This is a genomic window from Micromonospora sp. NPDC007220, assembly GCF_040634035.1.
Classification (GTDB): Bacteria; Actinomycetota; Actinomycetes; order Mycobacteriales; family Micromonosporaceae; genus Micromonospora; species Micromonospora reichwaldensis.
This window is the reverse complement of record NZ_JBEYEU010000005.1, coordinates 67920-86759: the sequence shown is the minus strand read 5'-3', so window position 1 is coordinate 86759 and position 18840 is coordinate 67920. Positions and strand designations below refer to the sequence as shown.

The 18840-nt window shown below is 75.2% G+C and carries 16 protein-coding genes; 11 read left to right on the top strand and 5 right to left on the bottom strand.

What is annotated here, in order from left to right; translation table 11 throughout:
- Window positions 1–82: 82 nt before the first annotated feature.
- The 4 genes from ABZ573_RS12805 (at window position 83) to ABZ573_RS12790 (ending at window position 2873) form a co-directional block, all read left to right on the top strand.
- Window positions 83–310: a hypothetical protein gene (locus ABZ573_RS12805; RefSeq protein WP_358118035.1), complete on the top strand. Its 228-nt coding sequence runs from the start codon at window positions 83–85 to the stop codon at window positions 308–310.
- A gap of 52 nt (window positions 311–362) precedes the next feature.
- Window positions 363–1283, top strand: a complete 921-nt coding sequence (locus ABZ573_RS12800) for a 5'-3' exonuclease (protein ID WP_151456256.1) — start codon at window positions 363–365, stop codon at window positions 1281–1283.
- A 267-nt stretch (window positions 1284–1550) separates the two neighbouring features.
- Window positions 1551–2222, top strand: a complete 672-nt coding sequence (locus ABZ573_RS12795) for a hypothetical protein (RefSeq protein ID WP_358118032.1) — start codon at window positions 1551–1553, stop codon at window positions 2220–2222.
- Window positions 2223–2438: 216 nt separating this feature from the next.
- The gene (locus tag ABZ573_RS12790) at window positions 2439–2873 is read left to right on the top strand and encodes a hypothetical protein (RefSeq protein WP_151456254.1); all 435 of its coding nucleotides are present in this window, start codon (window positions 2439–2441) and stop codon (window positions 2871–2873) included.
- Between the two features lie 8 nt (window positions 2874–2881).
- On the opposite strand, the gene ABZ573_RS12785 is transcribed toward ABZ573_RS12790, so the two are convergent.
- From ABZ573_RS12785 to ABZ573_RS12775, 3 genes are all read right to left on the bottom strand, one after another.
- Entirely contained in the window at window positions 2882–4531 is a 1650-nt protein-coding gene (locus tag ABZ573_RS12785; protein WP_327028288.1) for a hypothetical protein, read from the bottom strand.
- Between the two features lie 223 nt (window positions 4532–4754).
- On the bottom strand, window positions 4755–5642 hold the full coding sequence (locus ABZ573_RS12780; RefSeq protein WP_358118028.1) for an MHYT domain-containing protein: 888 nt from the start codon (window positions 5640–5642) through the stop codon (window positions 4755–4757).
- A 165-nt stretch (window positions 5643–5807) separates the two neighbouring features.
- On the bottom strand, window positions 5808–8603 hold the full coding sequence (locus ABZ573_RS12775; protein WP_151456252.1) for a DEAD/DEAH box helicase: 2796 nt from the start codon (window positions 8601–8603) through the stop codon (window positions 5808–5810).
- A gap of 164 nt (window positions 8604–8767) precedes the next feature.
- On the opposite strand from ABZ573_RS12775, the gene ABZ573_RS12770 reads away from it, so the two are divergent.
- Window positions 8768–9463, top strand: coding sequence for an HAD-IA family hydrolase (locus ABZ573_RS12770; protein WP_225852380.1), 696 nt, complete (start codon window positions 8768–8770; stop codon window positions 9461–9463).
- Between the two features lie 60 nt (window positions 9464–9523).
- Window positions 9524–10234, top strand: a complete 711-nt coding sequence (locus ABZ573_RS12765) for a TetR/AcrR family transcriptional regulator (protein ID WP_358118025.1) — start codon at window positions 9524–9526, stop codon at window positions 10232–10234.
- A 150-nt stretch (window positions 10235–10384) separates the two neighbouring features.
- On the opposite strand, the gene ABZ573_RS12760 is transcribed toward ABZ573_RS12765, so the two are convergent.
- A complete protein-coding gene (locus ABZ573_RS12760; RefSeq protein WP_358118022.1) occupies window positions 10385–11320 on the bottom strand; it encodes a diacylglycerol kinase in 936 nt (311 codons plus the stop codon).
- Window positions 11321–11565: 245 nt separating this feature from the next.
- Here ABZ573_RS12760 and lanKC point away from each other — a divergent pair, with 245 nt between their 5' ends.
- The 5 genes from lanKC (at window position 11566) to ABZ573_RS12735 (ending at window position 18121) form a co-directional block, all read left to right on the top strand.
- Window positions 11566–14166 (top strand): class III lanthionine synthetase LanKC, encoded by a 2601-nt coding sequence (lanKC, locus tag ABZ573_RS12755; protein WP_358118019.1) that lies wholly within the window; start codon window positions 11566–11568, stop codon window positions 14164–14166.
- A 6-nt stretch (window positions 14167–14172) separates the two neighbouring features.
- The gene (locus ABZ573_RS12750) at window positions 14173–14292 is read left to right on the top strand and encodes a SapB/AmfS family lanthipeptide (RefSeq protein WP_013734295.1); all 120 of its coding nucleotides are present in this window, start codon (window positions 14173–14175) and stop codon (window positions 14290–14292) included.
- A gap of 71 nt (window positions 14293–14363) precedes the next feature.
- Window positions 14364–14483 carry a SapB/AmfS family lanthipeptide gene (locus tag ABZ573_RS12745; protein WP_089003486.1) on the top strand — a complete coding sequence of 40 codons (120 nt, stop codon included), beginning with the start codon at window positions 14364–14366 and terminating at the stop codon, window positions 14481–14483.
- Between the two features lie 72 nt (window positions 14484–14555).
- Window positions 14556–16286 carry an ABC transporter ATP-binding protein gene (locus ABZ573_RS12740; protein WP_358118016.1) on the top strand — a complete coding sequence of 577 codons (1731 nt, stop codon included), beginning with the start codon at window positions 14556–14558 and terminating at the stop codon, window positions 16284–16286.
- Complete coding sequence (locus ABZ573_RS12735; protein WP_358118013.1) at window positions 16283–18121, top strand: ABC transporter ATP-binding protein; 1839 nt, start codon at window positions 16283–16285, stop codon at window positions 18119–18121. The genes ABZ573_RS12740 and ABZ573_RS12735 overlap by 4 nt, the downstream gene beginning before the upstream one ends.
- 24 nt (window positions 18122–18145) lie before the next feature.
- On the opposite strand, the gene ABZ573_RS12730 is transcribed toward ABZ573_RS12735, so the two are convergent.
- The gene (locus ABZ573_RS12730; protein WP_151455839.1) at window positions 18146–18724 is read right to left on the bottom strand and encodes a response regulator transcription factor; all 579 of its coding nucleotides are present in this window, start codon (window positions 18722–18724) and stop codon (window positions 18146–18148) included.
- Between the last annotated feature and the right edge of the window lie 116 nt (window positions 18725–18840).

Genomic DNA, 18840 nt, shown 5'->3' with positions numbered 1-18840 from the left:
TGCAGCCCGGTTTCGCCGCCGGCGGCCGTACGCGCCGATAGGCTGGGCGCGGACGGGTCGCCGACGGAGAGGACCGACCGCCGTGGCAGCGACGGACCGGGAGCGCGCCGCGACCCGACGCCGCCGGCTGCTCTGGGCGGGCCTCCTCGCCGTCGCGGGCCTGGTGCTGCTGGCCGTCGGGGTGACCGTCGCCGACGGCACGGCGGCCTGGCTCGAGGTGTCGGTCGCGATCGTGCTGCTGCTCGCCAGCTACGGCCTGCAGTACGTGGCCCGCCGCGAGACGCTGTACCGCGACCACGAACGTCCCTGACCCGCCGCGCCGCGCCCCCTGATCGTCGGTGGGGTGTGCCAGGCTGTCGGGCGTGGCACAGCGACCCCCGATCCTGCTCATCGACGCGCCCAGTCTCTACTTCCGGGCCTACTTCGGCATTCCCGAGTCGGCGGCCCGGGCCGCCGACGGCAGCCCCGTCAACGCGGTGCGCGGCTTCCTCGACATGCTGGCGAGCCTGATCCGCACCCGCCGGCCCGACCGGATGGTCTGCGCGATGGACCACGACTGGCGGCCCGACTGGCGGGTGGCGCTGCTGCCGTCCTACAAGGCCCACCGGGTGGCCCCCGAGGGCGGCGAGGTGGTGCCCGACACGCTCAGCCCGCAGGTCCCCCTGATCCTGGAGGTGCTCGACGCCGTCGGGATCGCCCACGTCGGCGCCACCGGCTACGAGGCCGACGACGTGCTCGGCACCCTCTCGGTGACCCAGCCGGCGCCGGTCGAGGTGGTCTCCGGCGACCGGGACCTGTTCCAACTCGTCGACGACGCACGCCCCGTGCGGCTGCTCTACGTCGGGCGGGGCGTGGCCAAGCTGGACGACTGCGACGACGCCGCGGTGCGCGCCCGCTACGGGGTGCCGGCCGACCGCTACGCCGACTTCGCCGCCCTGCGGGGCGACCCCAGCGACGGGCTGCCCGGGGTGGCGGGCGTGGGCGAGAAGACGGCCGCCCGGCTCGTCGAGCGCTACGGCGACATCGCGGGCATTCTGGCCGCCCTGGACGAGCCCAACTCCGGCTTCGCCCCCGGGCTGCGCACCAAGCTCGCCGCCGCGCGTGACTACCTGGCCGTCGCGCCGCAGGTGGTCCGGGTCGCCCTCGACGTGCCGCTGCCCGAGCTGGCCACCGAACTGCCGACCGAGCCGGCCGACCCCGACCGGCTGCTGGAGCTGGCCGGCGAGTGGAACCTGGCCGGCTCGGCACGCCGCCTGGTCGACGCCCTCGCGCAGCGCGCCTGACCCACGTCCGCGCGGCCACGGGGCAGGCCCGTGGCCCCGGTGCGGGCGCCGGAGCTGTCCCGGCACACCGTCTCGACGCCGGGTGCTCGCGCGGCCACGCCTGCAAGGTGTCGGCCCGACGGTCGGGCGACACGTCGATGCGCTCACCCGTCATCGCGCGATCAGGGCGGTGGCGCAGCGCTGCCGGTGTCGCCAATCCGTCGGTCTCCGCACGGGGTGTGCCACGTAGCGTCGTAGCGACCGATCAGTTGCGTGGAAGGAGCCCTCATGACTGAGCTCGCCGCACCGCAGCTCGTGGTGAACAGCCGGATGATCTATTTCGGCTGGGTTCCGGCCGACCCCGACGCGGTTGCCGCGTTGGTGCCGCAGGGCCTCGAGCCGGCCCCGAACCGGCAGGTCTTCATGAACCAGTACGTCGTTGACGACGCCGTGCAGACCTCCGGCTTCGGCGCCTACTCGCTGACGTATCTCGGTCCGGACCTGTCCGGGGTCGACGCCCCGGACGGGGTGACCCCCGGCCGCTGGTGGACGCACTACGTCAACTCCAGCCCGGTGGTCCGCGACTACGCCGTCGCGCGGGGCGCCCCGGCGAGCGCCGGTACCACCACGATCGAGGTGAAGGGGCATCGGCTGGTCGCCACCACCGAGGCGGACGGCGTACCGGTGATCCGCACGACGGCCCGGGTCGGACGCACCGGTGACGCCGTGAACCGTGGACAGCTCCGCTACCTGACCCGGCTCGACGGCAGGCTGCTGAGCGGGAACTACCCCTTCGTCGCGGAGCCGGTCGATCCCTTCGAGATCGAGTCGGTGGAGTTCCTGGCACCCGACCACCCGGTCCACGCCCTGCGTCCCGCCGAGCCGCTCGAAATCGTGTGGGGCTTCTATTCACCGCGCTCGTCCTTCGCCTACCCCGGCGGTGAGTCGGCGTTCGACTGAGCGGGGGCATCCTCGATCACAGCCCCAAAGCCAAGATCCTCACCGCCGCGCACCGCGGCCAGTGGCGCGACGCCCCGGAAACCTCCCGGTCCGTCCCTGAGCCAACAGGCTCCGCTACCGGCGGCGGGGCAGGGCGAGCCTCGATAGCCTGGTGGAATCCCCTGCGGCGGCTTGGGTACGGGCTGCACGGCGGCGGAGACGACAGGCGGAGGAAGCATGCCGGGAGACGGGCCAGCTCCGGACGGCATCGGCCCGGACAGCGAGCGACGGAGCCGGCGCTACCTGGCGGCGGTGCTGTTGGGCGCGGCCGGGGGGATCGACTTCCTCACCGGGCTCGCCATCGTTCCGCTCGAGCCGTACGTCGACATTGCCAGCGCGGAGATGTTCCACCTCGACATCACCAGCTGGGGCTGGGTCCGACTGGTCGGCGGGGTGGCGACCGCCGTGGCCGGGCTGGCGGTGCTCGTCGACCGGCGCGCCACCACCGTCGCGGCGATCGTCACCGCAACGGTGGGCATCGGGCTCGGTATCCTGCTGCTGCCGTACCGTCCGCTGGCGGTCTGGATGACGGCGGCGCTCGCCGCCGTGGCCCTCTGGTTGCTCGCCGGGCAGCTGCGCGCGGCGAGCCGGACCCCCGCTTCGCGGGTCTGAACTGGTTGTCAGTCTGGTTGCCGCAGCGGACGGCAGTAGAGTGCCGTCGAGAAGGCCGGCGTGCCGGACGGCACGGTGGGTTCCCAGACCGGGTTGATGCGCAGCGCCAGGTTGGGTGCGTGCCAGGCCGCACCCAGCCGCTCCAGGAGGCCGTACTCCCGGCGCCGGACGTTGACATCCTCGCCGGCGAGAAAGTCGATCAACTGGTCCTCGATGACCGGGCGACCGATGAGCCCCCCGTGGAAGGACGGTGCCTCGACCGTCGGGATGCGGATGTACGGGTCCGGTGGCGCCTCGGACGCGGTGACCGTCGGCAGGAAGGCGATCGCCCGGACCCCCGGGACGGGACACATCATGTGCAGGCGGAAAAAGGGCCCGTCTTCGTCCATCAGTGAACGGATGAACGGCTCGTCCGGCGTGGTGGCGGCTGTCCTGCCGACCTGCGTGACAGCGAACATCCCCCGCAGCAGCCAGCCGGCGGCCAGACCCCAGCCGGTGCTGACGTCCGGGGGTGGGTAGTACGCGCGTCCGGCGCGGACCAGCGGGCTGAACATCGCCAGTGCCTGCACCCGCGGGTCCGGCCGATCGCCGAGGTAGCGCCGGGCCACCATCGCCCCCTCACTTCGGCCGACCAGGGCGATGGGCCTGCCGGTCCGCCGATGCAGCGCGTCCACCTGCGCGGCGAGCAGTTCCGCGCTGGAGTCCAGCGACCGGTGGGTGTCATACCGCCGGTACGGCAGCGGGCGGCCACCCGCGTCCAGGCCAGCGTATGAGAACCACTCGGCCGCCGGGTCCCCCAACGGGCGGCCGTCGTACGCGGATTCGTGCCCGGCCAGCAGGATCACCGCGTAGCGCACCCTCGCGGGCAGCGGCCGGTCGAAGACGGGCGGGACGAAGGTGCTCCGTTCGTGGCGGGGCGAGGTGATCACCTGCGACACCAGCGGAGTGGCCAGCGCGAGCACCACAGCGATCGGCACCACCGGCACCCGCCGCCACCGTACCCGCGGCTGCAGCACGGCCGCCCGCACCGTCCGGTTCCACAGCAGGCCGTTGGCCGCGCCCGCGCCCGCGGCGACGAGCGGCGTCATCAACGCGGGAACCTGCCACACCGCGCCACCGGCCACCGAGATCACCACGAAGTCGAGCAGCGACCAGCCGACGAGCTCGGCCGAAGGCAGTCCCCGCCACAGGCCCCGGCCCACGGCCATCCGCTGCAGGAAGGGGGCGAGGATGATCATGGGGCCCAGCGAGGCGAACAGGAACCAGGACAGCGACACCACCGACGCGGCGACCGCGTACGCAGCGAACGGTAGGACGAGGACCGCCGTGAACGCCGCGACTTCGAGGTTGCGCCGCGCCAACGCCCGGAACGGCGGCCGCCGTACGCCTGCCGGCCAGGCCAGGCCGACCAGGGCCGCGGAGTAGAGCCCTCGCAGCACGATCGCGCCCAGCAAGAGGAGCCCGAACATCAACCAGGAGTTGTGGTAGACCAGCAGCCAGCGCATGTCGTGGTACGAGTCGTACGGCCATACCGCAGAGCTCTGTGGTATCAGACCCTGCGCATTGCGGAACGGTATCCAGACAAGGATGACGGCCGCGACCAGGGGCATCGCCGCAGCGAGCCCGAGCAGCGCCAGTAGCCGGCGGGTGGGTCGCACGAGTCCTCCTTCGACACGCGGGCCTCTGCGCCGACTCTCCCTGGTACCGGCTGGCCGCTGAGCCGTATGCCCGAAAATCAACCGCTCCCACGACCTCGATCCGGCCGACACCACCTCGTGGTCGGCGGCGGCGCGCTCATCGTGGTGGCAGCCCACGCCATCGACCAGCAAGCGCCGCCCGCCGTGCCGCGGCACGGCGGGCGGCGTCGACCCGCTGGACGGGTCAGCGCGGCGGGTTGCCCCGGCGGGACGGAAACGGGGTGCCCGGCTGGCCGAGTGTGGACCGGGCCCGCAGCCCCACCGGGTCCGGCGCCGGCGGCGGCGGCGACGCCTCGGCCGGCTCCTGGCCCCGCAGGTCGTCGAAGTACGCGGTGGCGGCCCGGTCCTCGGCGGTAGGGGCGGCCAGCAGCGCGTAGACCAGCCCGACCACGCCGAACACCACCGCGAGGATGATCGGCACGAGCAGGGTGCTGACGCCGGCGCCGGACACCTCGCCCTGCCCGGCGTGCCGATGCACCGACATGGCGCTCATCCCGGTGAAGTGCATGCCGTTGACGGCGACGCCCATCAGCAGCGCCGAGCCGACGATCGCCAGCCCCCGGCGGACGGTCATCGCGAGCCAGAGCGCCACCGTGGCCGCGACCACCGCGATCACGACCGACAGCACGACCCGGGTGGTGTCGTAGTCGATCCGGCCGTTGAGCCGCATGGCCGCCATGCCGGTGTAGTGCATCGCGGCGACCCCCGCGCCCGTGAACAGGCCCCCGGCGGGCAGCCGCACGGCGGAGAACCGCCCGGTGCCCACGATGGCCAGGCCGATGCCGACCGCGATCACCGCGATCATCGCGCTGGCCACGGTGATGGGCACGTCGTACCGGATCCGGGTGCCCTCGACGGCGAAGCCGAGCATCGCCATGAAGTGCATGGTCCAGATGGCGGTGCCACCGATGGCCCAGGCCGCCAGGGTTCCCCACCAGGCACGCTGGCCCGCGCTGCCCGCCGTGCGGATCCGGCCCGCGCAGATCAGCCCCAGGGCCGAGCCCAGCACCGACAGCGCGTAGCTGAGCGCGGGGGTGATCCATCCGTACTCGAAGTGATTGATCTCCGCCACGGCGGCCTTCTCCCAGATCGTTCCACCGACGCGCGATCCCGCGCCGCAGCAATGATCAGGGATGCCGTGACCAGGCACGACGGCACCCCCCGGACAATTCGGGGGGTGCCGTCGCGGTGACTAAGCGATGCGTCGATTTCGATATCTGGTGACGGACAGTGACGGTCAGGCGGGGGCGTGGTAGGCCAGCACACCCCGGTTCACGGCGCCGATCGCCTGCCGGGCGGTGGACCTGAGCTCCGCCGGGGCGCCGCCGGAGTCGGCGAGCTGGCCGAGCAGGTCGACCACCTGCCGCGCCCAGCGGACGAAGTCGCCGGCCGGCATCTCGCCGTCGATCTCGTGGCCGCTGCCGAGGACCTTCGCGAGCGCCTCGCCCCGCGCCCAGCGGTAGACCGGCCAGGCGAAGCCGAGGTCGGGCTCCCGGGTGACGGTGAGGCCCCGGGCCGCCTCGTCGGCCTCGATCTCGCTCCACAGCTTGAGCGTCTCGTCGACCGCCTCGGCCACGGGGCCGCGCGGCAGCGACGCCCGCTCGTCGACGTCGCGGCGCGCCTCGAAGACCACCACGGAGACCGCCGCCGCCAGTTCGGCCGGGGAGAGCCCGTCCCACACCCCGCGCCGCAGGCACTCGGCGACCAGCAGGTCCGCCTCGGTCCAGATCCGGCCGAGCATCCGGCCGGCGTCGGTCACCGCGCCGTCGGGCGCCAGGTAGCCCCGGGCGGTGAGCAGCGCCACGATCCGGTCGAACGTGCGGGCCAGCGAGCCGGTCCGGCCGGCCACCCGCTGCCGCAGCTCCTCGGTGTCGTTCTCCAGGCGGCGGCGCCGCTCCGCCCAGCGGGCGTGCTCCTCGCGGTCGGGGCAGGCGTGGCAGGGATGCCGGCGCAGCTCGGTGCGGAGCTGGCTGAGCCGGTGGTCCTCGCCGACGGCCTGCCGGGACCGGCCGCCGCGGCGGCCGCCGTGCCGGTCCAGCCCGGTGCCGCTGACCTCGGCGGCCAGATCGCGCCGGGCCGCCGGGGACCGGTGGTTGAAGTGCTTCGGCACCCGGATCCGCGCCAGCACCTCGGCCGGGGTGGTGAAGTCCCCCGGGCTGACCCGGCCCGCCCAGCGGTCCTGGGTCAGCACCAGCGGCCGGGGCTCGCCGAAGCCGCCGGTGGCCGGGTCGAGCACGACGGCCAGGCCGGCCCGCCGGCCCGACGGCACCCGGATCACGTCGCCGATCCGCAGCCGCTCCAGCGAGGCCACCGCGGCGGCCTTGCGCTGGCTCTGCCCCTGCCGGGCGATGGCCCGCTCCCGCTCGCCGATCGCCACCCGCAGCGCGAAGTACTCGTCGAAGTCGCCGTGGTGGCAGGCCGCCTCCGCGCCGTACGCCTCGATGGTCTCGGTGTTGCGCTGCACCTGCCGGGCCAGGCCGACCACCGAGCGGTCCGCCTGGAACTGGGCGAACGAGGACTCCAGCAGCGCGCGGGCCGGCTCGGCGCCGACCGTGCCGACCAGGTTGACCGCCATGTTGTACGACGGCCGGAAGCTGGACCGCAGCGGGTAGGTGCGGGTGGAGGCCAGACCGGCCACGTGCCGGGGATCGGTCTCCGGGGACCAGACGACGACGGCGTGCCCCTCGACGTCGATGCCGCGCCGGCCGGCGCGGCCCGTGAGCTGGGTGTACTCCCCCGGCGTCAGGTCGACGTGCGCCTCGCCGTTGTATTTCACCAGGCGTTCCAGCACGACGCAGCGGGCCGGCATGTTGATGCCCAGGGCGAGCGTCTCAGTGGCGAAGACCGCCTTGACCAGGCCCCGGACGAAGAGCTCCTCGACGACCTCCTTGAACACCGGCAGCATGCCGGCGTGGTGGGCGGCCAGGCCGCGTTCGAGGCCGTCGAGCCACTCCCAGTAGCCGAGGACGGTCAGGTCCTCGCCGGGGATGGCGGTGACCCGCGACTCGACGACACGGCGGATCTCGGCCCGCTCCTCGGGGGAGGTGAGCCGCAGGCCCGCGGCGAGGCACTGCTGCACGGCGGCGGCGCAGCCGGCGCGGCTGAAGATGAACAGGATCGCCGGCAGCAGCCCCTCCCGGTCGAGCCGGTCGACGATGTCGGGGCGCATCGGGCCGCGCCAGCGGGGCCCGCGCCGGCCGCCGCCGGGACCGGCGCTGCGCCCCTCGCCGAGCTCGAGGCGGCGCATGGTGTCGCGGGTGTAGCGCAGCAGTTCGGGGTGCACGTCGTGCTTGCGGGCGGCGTCGGCGTCGTGGAACAGGTCGAACATCCGCTTGCCGACCAGCATGTGCTGCCACAGCGGCACCGGGCGGTGCTCGCTGACCACCACGGCCGTCTCGCCGCGCACGGTGACCAGCCAGTCGGCGAACTCCTCGGCGTTGGACACGGTGGCCGACAGGGAGACCAGGGTGACCGAGGCGGGCAGGTGGATGATCACCTCTTCCCACACCCCGCCACGGAACCGGTCGGCGAGGTAGTGCACCTCGTCCATCACCACGTAGGCCAGGCCGTCGAGGGTGGCCGAGCCGGCGTAGAGCATGTTGCGCAGCACCTCGGTGGTCATCACCACCACCGGGGCGTCGCCGTTGATGGCGTTGTCGCCGGTGAGCAGCCCGACCTGCTCGGCGCCGTAGCGGTCGACCAGGTCGTGGTACTTCTGGTTCGACAGCGCCTTGATCGGGGTGGTGTAGAAGCACTTGCGCCGGCGGGGCGGGGCGGCCCCGTCGCCGGCCGGGGGCGCCGGCGTGCCGCGCAGGGCCAGGTGTACGGCGAACTCGCCGACCACCGTCTTGCCGGCGCCGGTCGGGGCGCAGACCAGGACGCCGCTGCCCCGTTCCAGCGCCTGGCACGCCTCCCGCTGGAAGTCGTCGAGGTCGAACCCCAGATCGAGGGCGAACTCGTCAAGTGCCGGGAACTGTGAGGCCTGCGCGGCCCGGCGGCGCGCCGCTGCGTACCGCTCGGCGGGGCTCGACATGCCTCCAAGATTAATGCGTGCCGCCGACAGCCACCGGACAAGGCCGACCGGCAGCGGGGTCGGAGGCGGTCGGTAGGGTGCACGACGTGCCGGATCATGCCGAACCGCCCCACGCCTCGCGCGGCGCCGACGACGCCGTCCGCCCGGGTCCGTCCCGCCGGCCGGTGGAGGCGGTCCTGCTCGACTTCCACGGCACCCTGGCCCAGGTGGAGGAGCCCCGGGACTGGGTGCTCGCGGCCGCCGCCGCCTGCGGGGTGACCCTGGAGCGGATGCGGGCCACCGCGCTGGCCGACCGGCTGCTGACCGCCGGCCGGGCGGGCGGGCCGCTGCCGACCCGGGTGCCGCCCCGGCTGGCCGAGCTCTGGGCCGACCGGGATCTCTACCCGTACGCCCACCGCGGCGCCTACACGGGGCTGGCCGAGACCGTGGACGCGGGCATCGAGGGCTTCGCGGAGGCGCTCTACGAGCGGGTGCTGGTGCCCGAGGGCTGGGTGCCCTACCCGGACACCGCGGCGACGCTGGACGCGCTGCGGGCCGGGGGCGTCCGGGTGGCCGTCGTCAGCAACATCGGCTTCGACATCCGGCCGCACTTCGAGGCCTGGGGGCTGGCCGGGCTGGTCGACGCGTTCGTGCTCTCGTACGAGGTGGGGCGCTGCAAGCCGGACCCGGGGATCTTCCTGCGCGCCTGCGGGATGCTCGGCGTCGATCCGGAGCGGACGCTGATGGTGGGCGACACCCCGGCCGACGCGGGGGCCGTCGCGGCCGGGTGCGCGGTGCTGGTGCTGCCGGCCGCCGAGGCGGGTCGGGCCAACGGGCTGGGCGCCGTGCTGGACCTGGCCGGCGTCGAGCAACAGCGCTAACGGCACCTCGACAGCACCGTTAACACCTGGCGCTAACGCGAAGGCGTTATCGTCGGTACCATGATCACCGAGACGTCGCCCCGGGACCGGATCGTCCGGGCCGCCGCCGCGCTACTCGCCGAGGGCGGCCGGGAGGCCGTCTCCACCCGCGCGGTCAGCCGGGCGGCGGGGGTGCAGGCGCCCACCATCTACCGGCAGTTCGGCGACATGCGCGGCCTGCTGGATGCGGCGGCCAGCTATGGGTTCGCCGCGTACCTGCACGCCCAGGCGGCCGGGGACCTCGCCGACGACCCGGTCGACGACCTGCGCCGGGGCTGGGACCTGCACGTCGGCTTCGGCGTGGCCAACCCGGCCTTCCACGCCCTCATGTACGGCGACCCGCGCCCCGGCGAGACCCCGACCGCGGCCCGGGTCGCGGCCGACATCCTGCGCCAGCTCGTGCACCGGGTGGCCGAGGCGGGTCGACTGCGCACGAGCGTCGACCAGGCGACCGAGATGCTGCACGCCACCGCGTGCGGGGTCACCCTCACCCTGATCCGGACGCAGCCGCCAGGGCGCGACCCGGCCCTGTCGACCCGGACCCGGGAGGCGGTACTCGCCGCCCTGGTCACCGACTCCCCCGCCGCCCGGGCGACCTCCCGGGCCGACCGTCCGGTCCGGCACGCGGTGGCGCTGCGCGCCGCCCTCGACACCCTCACCACGGATTTCACCCCCGCCGAACGAACCCTGCTGGCCGAATGGCTAGACCGCATCACCCGCACAACCCCCTGACCACGCCCTCGACGCCCTCGACTGGTCGATCATGCACTTCTGGTGCCGGTTTTGCGGGCATACGCGGCTTGTGCGGGGCACCGCGACTGCATGATCGGCGCCGGAAGGGAAGGAGGGAGGAGGGAGGGGAGGGCGGGTGGGAGGGAGGGCTCAGCGGAGGAGGTGGAGGGCGGCGGGGGCGGCCGTGACGGTCAGAGGGAGGGCCAGGGCGCGCTCGCCGTCGGCGTACGTGGTGATGCCCTCGGCGCTCAGCTCGACCGTACGGGCGTGGTAGCTGCGCACCAGCGGGTGGGTCACGTGGGTGCCCCGGTAGATGCGCGGCTTGACCCGCATCAGGGTGCGCCGGTGGAACCGGCCGCCCACCACCACGTCGAGCAGGCCGTCGGTCGGGTCCGCGTCCGGGCAGATCCGCATGCCGCCGCCGTAGCTGGCGCAGTTGCCCACCGCCACCAGCACGGCGTCCACCTCGTGCGGCACCCCGTCGAGGCGCAGGGTGTAGCGGCGCGGGCGCAGCCGGGCCAGTTCCACCAGAATCGCCAGGTCGTAGCGGCGCGGGCCGCTCGGCCAGCGCATCCGGTTGGCGCGCTCGTTGACGATCGCGTCGAAGCCGGCCGCGAGCACGGCCCCGTACCACCGGTCCGCACCGTCGGCCCCCGTCATCCGGGCCAGGTCCACCAGGCGGGTGCGGCCGTCGCGCAGCGCCGCCGCGATCACGTCGACGGCGGCGAGCGGGTCGGCCGGGAAGCCGGTGTCGGCGGCGAAGTCGTTACCGGTCCCGGCGGGCACCGGGCCGAACGGGACCCCCGTCCCGGCGACCGCCTGCACCGCGCGGTGCACGGTCCCGTCGCCGCCGACCGCGACCAGGGCCGACGCCCCGTCGCGCACCGCCGCCCGGCAGGCCGCCTCGGCCTCGTCGGCGGTACGCGCGCGCAGCGGGCGTACCGGCCGGCCGGCAGCCGCGAGCCGGTGCAGGACCTGCGGCAGCAGCCCTCGGTGCCGGCCCCGGCCAGCGGTCGGGTTGGCCAGCACGGCGACGGGCCCGACGCCGGCGACGGAGGGGTGATCGTCTGCGGTCACGGCGAGCACCGTACCGCCCCGGGACGGGCGGGGGCACCGCCCACCGTGCGGTCGGCGACCCGCCAGCGGGGCACCGCGCACCTCGGGCGCAACTGACTTTTGTCACGGCCGACCCGTGCGGCACGCATTCGTCGTCATGACTGAACGCACTGGAACCGCCATGGCCCGAACGGACAGACTCAGATCCGTCAGCAGGACGAAGACATCGGTCGAACGGCAACAGCACCGGCCGAACAGCGGAGGGAGTGGTCACGGTGGACGAACGCTACGACAGCTACTGCGCCGCCGACCGGCTCTTCTACGACTCCCTCGGCAGCGCGGTCGAGCAGCCCACCTTCGCGGCGGCGAAGCGGCCCGTCCCCGACGGCTGGCGCTCCGAGCCGCTCGACGACTGGCTGATCTACGCCCCCGAGGGCGGCGCGCTGCCCCAGCAGGGCTGGAAGATCCACGTGTCGGCGACGCTCGACAACGCCGAGCGGGTGCTGGACGCCGTCTGGGACTACTGCGTCCCCCGCGGACTGTCCTTCAAGTTCCTGCGGGGCCCGCGCACCCTGCTGCTGCGCAACTCCAAGTACGCCTCCCGGGCGGCCAGCGGCAAGTTCGTCACCGTGTACCCCCGCGACGACGCGGAGCTGGAGCTGGTCTGCAAGGAGCTCGACGAGCTGCTCGCCGGCGAGCCCGGCCCGTACATCCTCAGCGACCTGCGCCACGGCGCCGGCCCGGTGCACGTACGCTACGGCGGCTTCGCCGCGCGGTACTGCCACTCCCCCGACGGCCAGGTGGTCCCGGCGATCGAGGACGACACGGGCACGCTGGTGCCCGACCGCCGCGACCCGGTGTTCCACGTGCCGTCCTGGGTGACGCTGCCCGACTTCCTCGGCCCGCACCTGGCCGCCCGCAACGCCACCAGCACCGACGAGGTGCCGTACCGGATCGAGAAGGTCATCCACTTCTCCAACGGCGGCGGCCTCTACGTCGGCCGGGACGTGCGGACCGACACCCAACTGGTGCTGAAGGAGGCCCGGCCGCACGCCGGTCTCGACGCCGACGGCAACGACGCGGTCGCCCGCCTGGCCCGGGAGGCCGACGCGCTGCGCCGGCTGGCCGACCTGCCGCAGGTGCCCCGGGTGCACGACGAGTTCGCCCTCGGCGAGCACCGGTTCCTCGCGCTGGAGTTCATCGAGGGCCGCCCGCTCAACAAGGTCCTGGTCGACCGGTACCCGCTGATCGACGCCGACGCCACGGACGCCGACCGCGCCGACTACACCCGCTGGGCGCTGGACGTGCACCGGCAGGTCGAGGAGGTCGTCACGGCGGTTCACGACCGCGGCCTGGTCTACGGCGACCTGCACCTGTTCAACGTCATGGTCCGCCCGGACGACCGGATCGCGCTTGTCGACTTCGAGGTCGCCGCGCCGATCGACGGCCACCGCCGGCCGGGGCTACGCAACCAGGGCTTCGCCGCGCCCCGGGACCGCACCGGTCCCGCCGTCGACCGGTACGCCCTGGCCTGCCTGCGGCTGGCGCTGTTCCTGCCGCTGACCCAGCTCGTCCGGCTCGGGCCGGACAAGGCCGCGCACCTCGCCGACGTGATCGCCGCGCACTTCCCGGTGCCGAGGGATCTCCTCGACGACGCCGTACGGGAGATCACCGGCCCCGCCCCGGCGGACGCCGGAGGGGCACCCGACCTCACCGTCGACGTCGGGCCGGCCCACCGGGACCGGCTCGCCCGGGCGATCCTCGCCAGCGCGACACCCGACCGGGACGACCGGCTCTTCCCCGGCGACATCGAGCAGTTCCGCAGCGGCGGGCTCAACCTCGCCCACGGTGCCGCCGGCGTCCTGTACGCCCTGCACGTCAGCGGCGCCGGACGGTGGCCGGAACACGAAAAGTGGCTGGTGCGCCACGCCACGGCACCCCCCTCCGGCACCCGGTGCGGCTTCTACGACGGCCTGCACGGCGTCGCGTACGCCCTCGATGCGCTCGGCCGCCGGCAGGACGCCCTCGACGTGCTCGACATCTGCCTGCGCCAGCCGCTGGACGGCCTGGACCACAGCCTCTCGGGCGGCCTCGCCGGCATCGCGCTCAACCTGGCCGAGCTGGCCGGACGCACCGGCGAGACGGCCCTGCGCGACGCGGCCTGGCGGGTTGCCGAGCGGGTGGTCGACCAGCTCGCCGACGACCCGGGGCCGGACATCAGCGGCGGGCGCAACCCGTACGCCGGGCTGCTGCGCGGCCGCACCGGGCCGGCGCTGCTGCTGGTGCGGCTGCACGAGCTGACCGGCGACGAGGCCCTGCTGGACCACGCCGCCACTGCCCTGCGCCAGGACCTGCGCCGCTGCGTGGTACGCCCCGACGGCGCGCTGGAGGTCAACGAGGGCTGGCGCACCATGCCCTACCTCGGGCAGGGCAGCGTCGGCATCGGGCTGGTGCTCGACGAGTACCTGCGGCACCGCGCCGACGAGCGGTTCGCCGAGGCCAGCGCCGGCGTACGCCGCGCCGCCCGGTCACCGTTCTACGCGCAGTCCGGCCTCTTCGCCGGACGAGCCGGCATCATCGCCTACCTGGCGGCGTACCCCGACGATCCGGGGCTCTGCCGCGAACGCGACGCCCAGGTGTCCCGGCTGGCCTGGCACGCCCTGCCCTACCGCGACGGCACCGCCTTCCCGGGCGAGCAGTTGCTGCGGCTGTCCATGGACCTCGGCACCGGCACCGCCGGCGTGCTGCTGGCGTTGGCCGCCGCGCGGCCCGACGCCCCGGTGCGCCTGCCGTTCCTCGCGCCCCTGGCGGGCGCCCCCGACTCCCTCGCCTCGGCGAGGGCGACCGACCCGACCGACCAACACGGAAGGAGGTGACACGACATGGCGCTTCTGGACCTCCAGGGCCTCGAGATGGCCCCCGCCGACCGCACGGGCGGTGGCAGCCGGGCGAGCCTGCTGCTCTGCGGCGACAGCTCGCTGTCCGTCACGACCTGCAACTGAGCCGGACGCCCTCACGGGCGACATCCAGCGCAGGACCATCCGACCGACCAGCACAGAAGGAGATGATCGACATGGCGCTTCTCGACCTTCAGGGCATGGAGATGGCCCCCGCCGACCGCACCGGCGGTGGCAGCCGCGCGAGCCTGCTGCTCTGCGGCGACAGCTCGCTGTCCGTCACGACCTGCAACTGACCAGGTCATCACGCGAGGCCCTGGGCGGACGCCGTGTCCGCCCAGGGCCGCACGTCTTTCGCGGGAGAAGCCATGGGGACGCCGACCGGCACCGACCGGCTGCTGCGGCGGGTGGTCCGCGACGGCGGCGGGTGGACGGTCCTGCTCGGCGCGGTCGCGCTCACCGGCGCCGCCGCCGAACTCGCCCTGCCCGCCGCGCTCGGGCTCGCGGTCGACGCCGCCGTCGGCGGCGACGGCGGCGTGCGGTGGCCGGCCGCCGCCTGCGGCCTGATCGCCGTCCTCATGGTCACCGACATCCTCGCCGACGTGGCCAGCGGGTACGGCGCGGCCCGGGCCACGGCACGGCTGCGCCGGCGCCTGCTGCGGCACCTGTTCGCCTGCGACGTACGCACCGTCCGCCGCCACCCGGTGGGCGACCTGGTCGGTCGGCTCGTCGGGCAGGCCGCCGAGGCCGGGCAGGCCGGCACCGCCGTGGTGCTCGGCGTCGTCGCGCTGCTCCCCCCGGTCGGCAGCGTCGTGGCGCTCACCCTGCTCGAACCGCTGCTCGGCGTCACCCTCCTCGGCGGGCTGGCCCTGCTCACGCTGCTCATGCGCGCCTTCGTCACCGACGCCTCCGCCGCCGTCGCCGGCTACCAGCGGGTACTGGGGGACATCGCCGGGCGCCTGCTGGAGGCCCTCGGCGGCGCCCGCACCATCGCCGCCGCCGCGACCGTCGACCGGGAACGCGACCGGGTGCTCGCGGCCCTGCCGGAACTGCGCGGGTACGGACTGCTCAGCTGGCGGCTGCTGGCCAGGGCCAGCGCCCGCACCGCCGCCGTGGGACCGCTGCTCCAGGTCGCCGTCGTGGCCGTCGGCGGGTACGCGCTGACCGTCGGCTGGCTCTCCCCCGGCCAACTCGTCGCCGCCGTGCAGTACGCGGCCCTCGGCGCCGGACTGGGCGCGGTGCTGGCCACCCTGAACCGCCTCGTCCGCGCCCGCGCGGCGGCCGGCCGGATCGCCGAGCCGCTGGCCCACCCGGTACGCCCCGACGGCACCGAGCCGCTGCCGCCCGGTCGGGGGGAACTGCGGCTGCGCGGGGTGGGCGTACGCACCGAGGACGGGCGGGTGGTCCTCGACGGGATCGACCTGACCGTCCCGGCGGGCGCCACGGTGGCCGTCGTCGGCCGCTCCGGCGCCGGCAAGTCGACCCTCGCCGCGGTGGCCGGCCGCCTGCACGACCCGGAGACCGGCGAGGTGCTGCTGGACGGGGTGCCGCTGCGCCGGCTCGACCCGTCCGCGCTGCGCCGGGCCGTCGGCCACGCCTTCGACCGGCCCGTGCTGGTCGGCGAGACGGTGCACGACGCGATCGGGCTCGGGCTGCCCGCCGGCTCGGCACGACCGCCCGCCAGCACCGCCGCGGCCACCCCGGCGGTGCTGGCCGCGGCGCGGGCGGCGCAGGTCGCCGACGTCGTCGCCCGGCTGCCCGAGGGCTTCCGCACCCGGCTGACGGACGCGCCACTCTCCGGCGGCGAGGCGCAGCGCCTCGGGCTGGCCCGCGCGTTCCCCGCCGAGCGGCTGCTCGTCCTCGACGACGCCACGTCCAGCCTGGACACCGCGACCGAACACCGGATCGTCCGGGCGGTGGCGGCCGGCGCCGGCGGGCGTACCCGACTCGTGGTGACCCACCGCGCGACGACGGCGGCGGCGGCCGACCTGGTGGCGTGGCTCGACGGCGGGCGGCTGCGGGCCGTGGCGCCGCACCGGCAACTCTGGGCCGACCCGGCCTACCGGTCGGTCTTCACGCCCGGCGGAGACGCCCGATGAACGGCCCCGGCGTACGCCGCAGCACCTGGGCGGCACTGCGGGCCCGCCGGCGGGCCCTGGGCCGGCTGGCTGCCTGGTCGGCGGTGGAGGCCCTGCCGGCGCTGCTGGGCGGGGTGTTCGTGGCCCGCGCCGTCGACCGGGGTTTCCTGGCCGGTGAGTTCGGCACCGGCCTGGCCTGGCTGGCCGGGCTCGCCGCGGCCGTGCTGGTGGGCGCGGCGGCCACCGGGCAGGTGTACCGCAGCCTCGGGGCAGTGGTGGAACCGTTCCGCGACGAGTTGGCCGCCCGGGTGGTGCGGGGGGCCCTGCACGACGCCACCCGGGCCGGCGGCCGGGCGGACAGCGCCACCGTGGCCCGGCTGACCCACCAGGTCGAGGTGGTCCGGGACACCTTCGGCGGGCTGCTGCTGGTGGTCCGCGGGTTCCTGTTCACCGCCGGGGCGGCGCTGCTCGGCCTGCTCGCCCTGGCCCCGCCGCTGGCCGGTGCGGTGGCGGCCCCGCTGGTGGTGGGGCTGGCCGTGTTCGGGGCGTCGCTGCCGGCCATGGTGGCGCACCAGCGGGCCCAGGTGACCGCCGGCGAGCGGCTCGGCCGCTCGGCGGCGTCGGCGCTGGCCGGGCACCGCGACGTCGTCGCCTGCGGCGCGCAGGAGCGCGTGGTGTCCGACGTGGACCGGCGGGTCACGGCGCAGGCCGACGCGGAGCGGACGCTGGCCCGGATGGCGGCGCTGCGCAGCCTCAGCCTCGGCGTGGGCGGCTGGCTGCCCGTGGTGGTGCTGGTGCTGGCCGCGCCGTGGCTGGTCCGGCAGGGGCTGAGCGCCGGCGCCGTGCTGGGCGCGCTGGTCTACGTCACCACCGGGCTGCAACCCGCCCTGCACGCGGTCGTGCAGGGCGTCGGTGGCGGCGGCCTGCGCTACGCCGTCACCCTGGGCCGCATCCTGCGCACCAGCCCGCCCCCGGGGCCCGACCTCCGGCCGCCCACCGCCCCGCCGTCCCGCCCCGCCGCCGTCCCGGCGCCCCCGGTCGCCGCCGGCCCGGCGGGTCCTTCACCGACCGCCGCCGGCCCCGCGCCGTGGGCCGCCGCCGTCGGCGGCCCGCCGGCGGTCGCGCTGCGGGGGCTGACCTTCCGGTACGGCCCGCACGCCCGCCCCGTCCTGGCGGACCTCACCCTGACGGTGGCGGCCGGCGACCATCTGGCCGTGGTGGGGCCGAGCGGCGCCGGCAAGTCCACCCTGGCCGCGCTGGTCGCCGGGCTGGCCGCACCGGAGTCGGGCACGGTCCACCTGGCCGGCGTACCCGTCGACGGCACACCGCCGGAGGCGCTGGCCCGGCTGCGGGTGCTGGTGCCGCAGGAGGCGTACGTGCGCACCGGTTCCGTCGGCGACAACCTCCGCTACCTGCACGCCGACGCCGACGACGCGACGGTCCTGGCCGCCGTGCGCACCCTCGGCGCCGGTCCCCTGGTGGCCCGCCTCGGTGGCCTGGACGCCGAACTGGACCCCGCCGCCCTCTCCGCCGGGGAGCGTCAGCTCGTCGCGGCGGTCCGGGCCTACCTCGCCCCGGCACCGCTGGTGATCCTCGACGAGGCGACGTGTCACCTGGACCCGACCCTGGAGGCGACCGTCGAGCACGCCTTCGCCCGCCGGGGCGGCACCCTGGTGGTCATCGCGCACCGGATCAGCTCGGCGACCCGGGCCCGGCGGGTGCTGGTGTTCGACGGCGACCGGCCGCTCGTCGGCAGCCACGACGACCTGCTGACCCGCTCGACCACCTACCGCGAGCTGGTCGGGCACTGGGAGGACGTGACGCCGCCGGACCGCGTGCCGCTCGGCCGGCCCTGACGGTCCCGGGGCCGGCGCCCGTCGTCAGATCCAGCCGGCCTCGCGGGCGACCCGCACCGCCTCCACCCTCGTGCGCGCGCCCGCCTTGCGGGCGATCCGGCCGAGGTGGTTGCGCACGGTTCCCGGGGCGAGCCCGAGCGCCCGGGCGACCTCCACGACCGGCGCCCCGGCCGCGGTCAGGTCGAGGATCTCCGTCTCCCGCGAGGTGAGCGGGCTGTCCCGGCTCAGTGCCGCCATCACCAGGTCGGCGTCGACCACCGACTCGCGGCGGGCCAGCCGCCGAATGCCGTCCAGCACCCGGTGCGGGGAGACGTCGGCGCCGAGGATCCCGACCGTGCGCCCCGGCACGAAGACCCGGTGCAGGCTGCGCGCCCGGCGACGGTCGGCGAGCACCAGCAACGGGCAGTGCCCCGCCACGCCCGTGTCGCCGATGAGGTCGAGGTCCACGACCGCCACGTCGGGACGCTGCGTCCGGACCGCCGGTGGCAGGGCGTCGCCCCGGTCCAGTTCCGCCACCACGCTGATGTCCGCCTCGGCGGCGAGCACGAGCGACAGGGCGCCACGGACCAGGGCGCCGTCGAGAGCGAGCAGGGTACGGATCACCGTTGACCCTCCGGAGCGTCGTCAGACAGATCACGGACCGTCAGAATTCAAACACGTCCCGCCAGATTCCGCTCGGCGGGCGACCCGCCACTGTCCAGGCCGTATCCGGCGGGCGA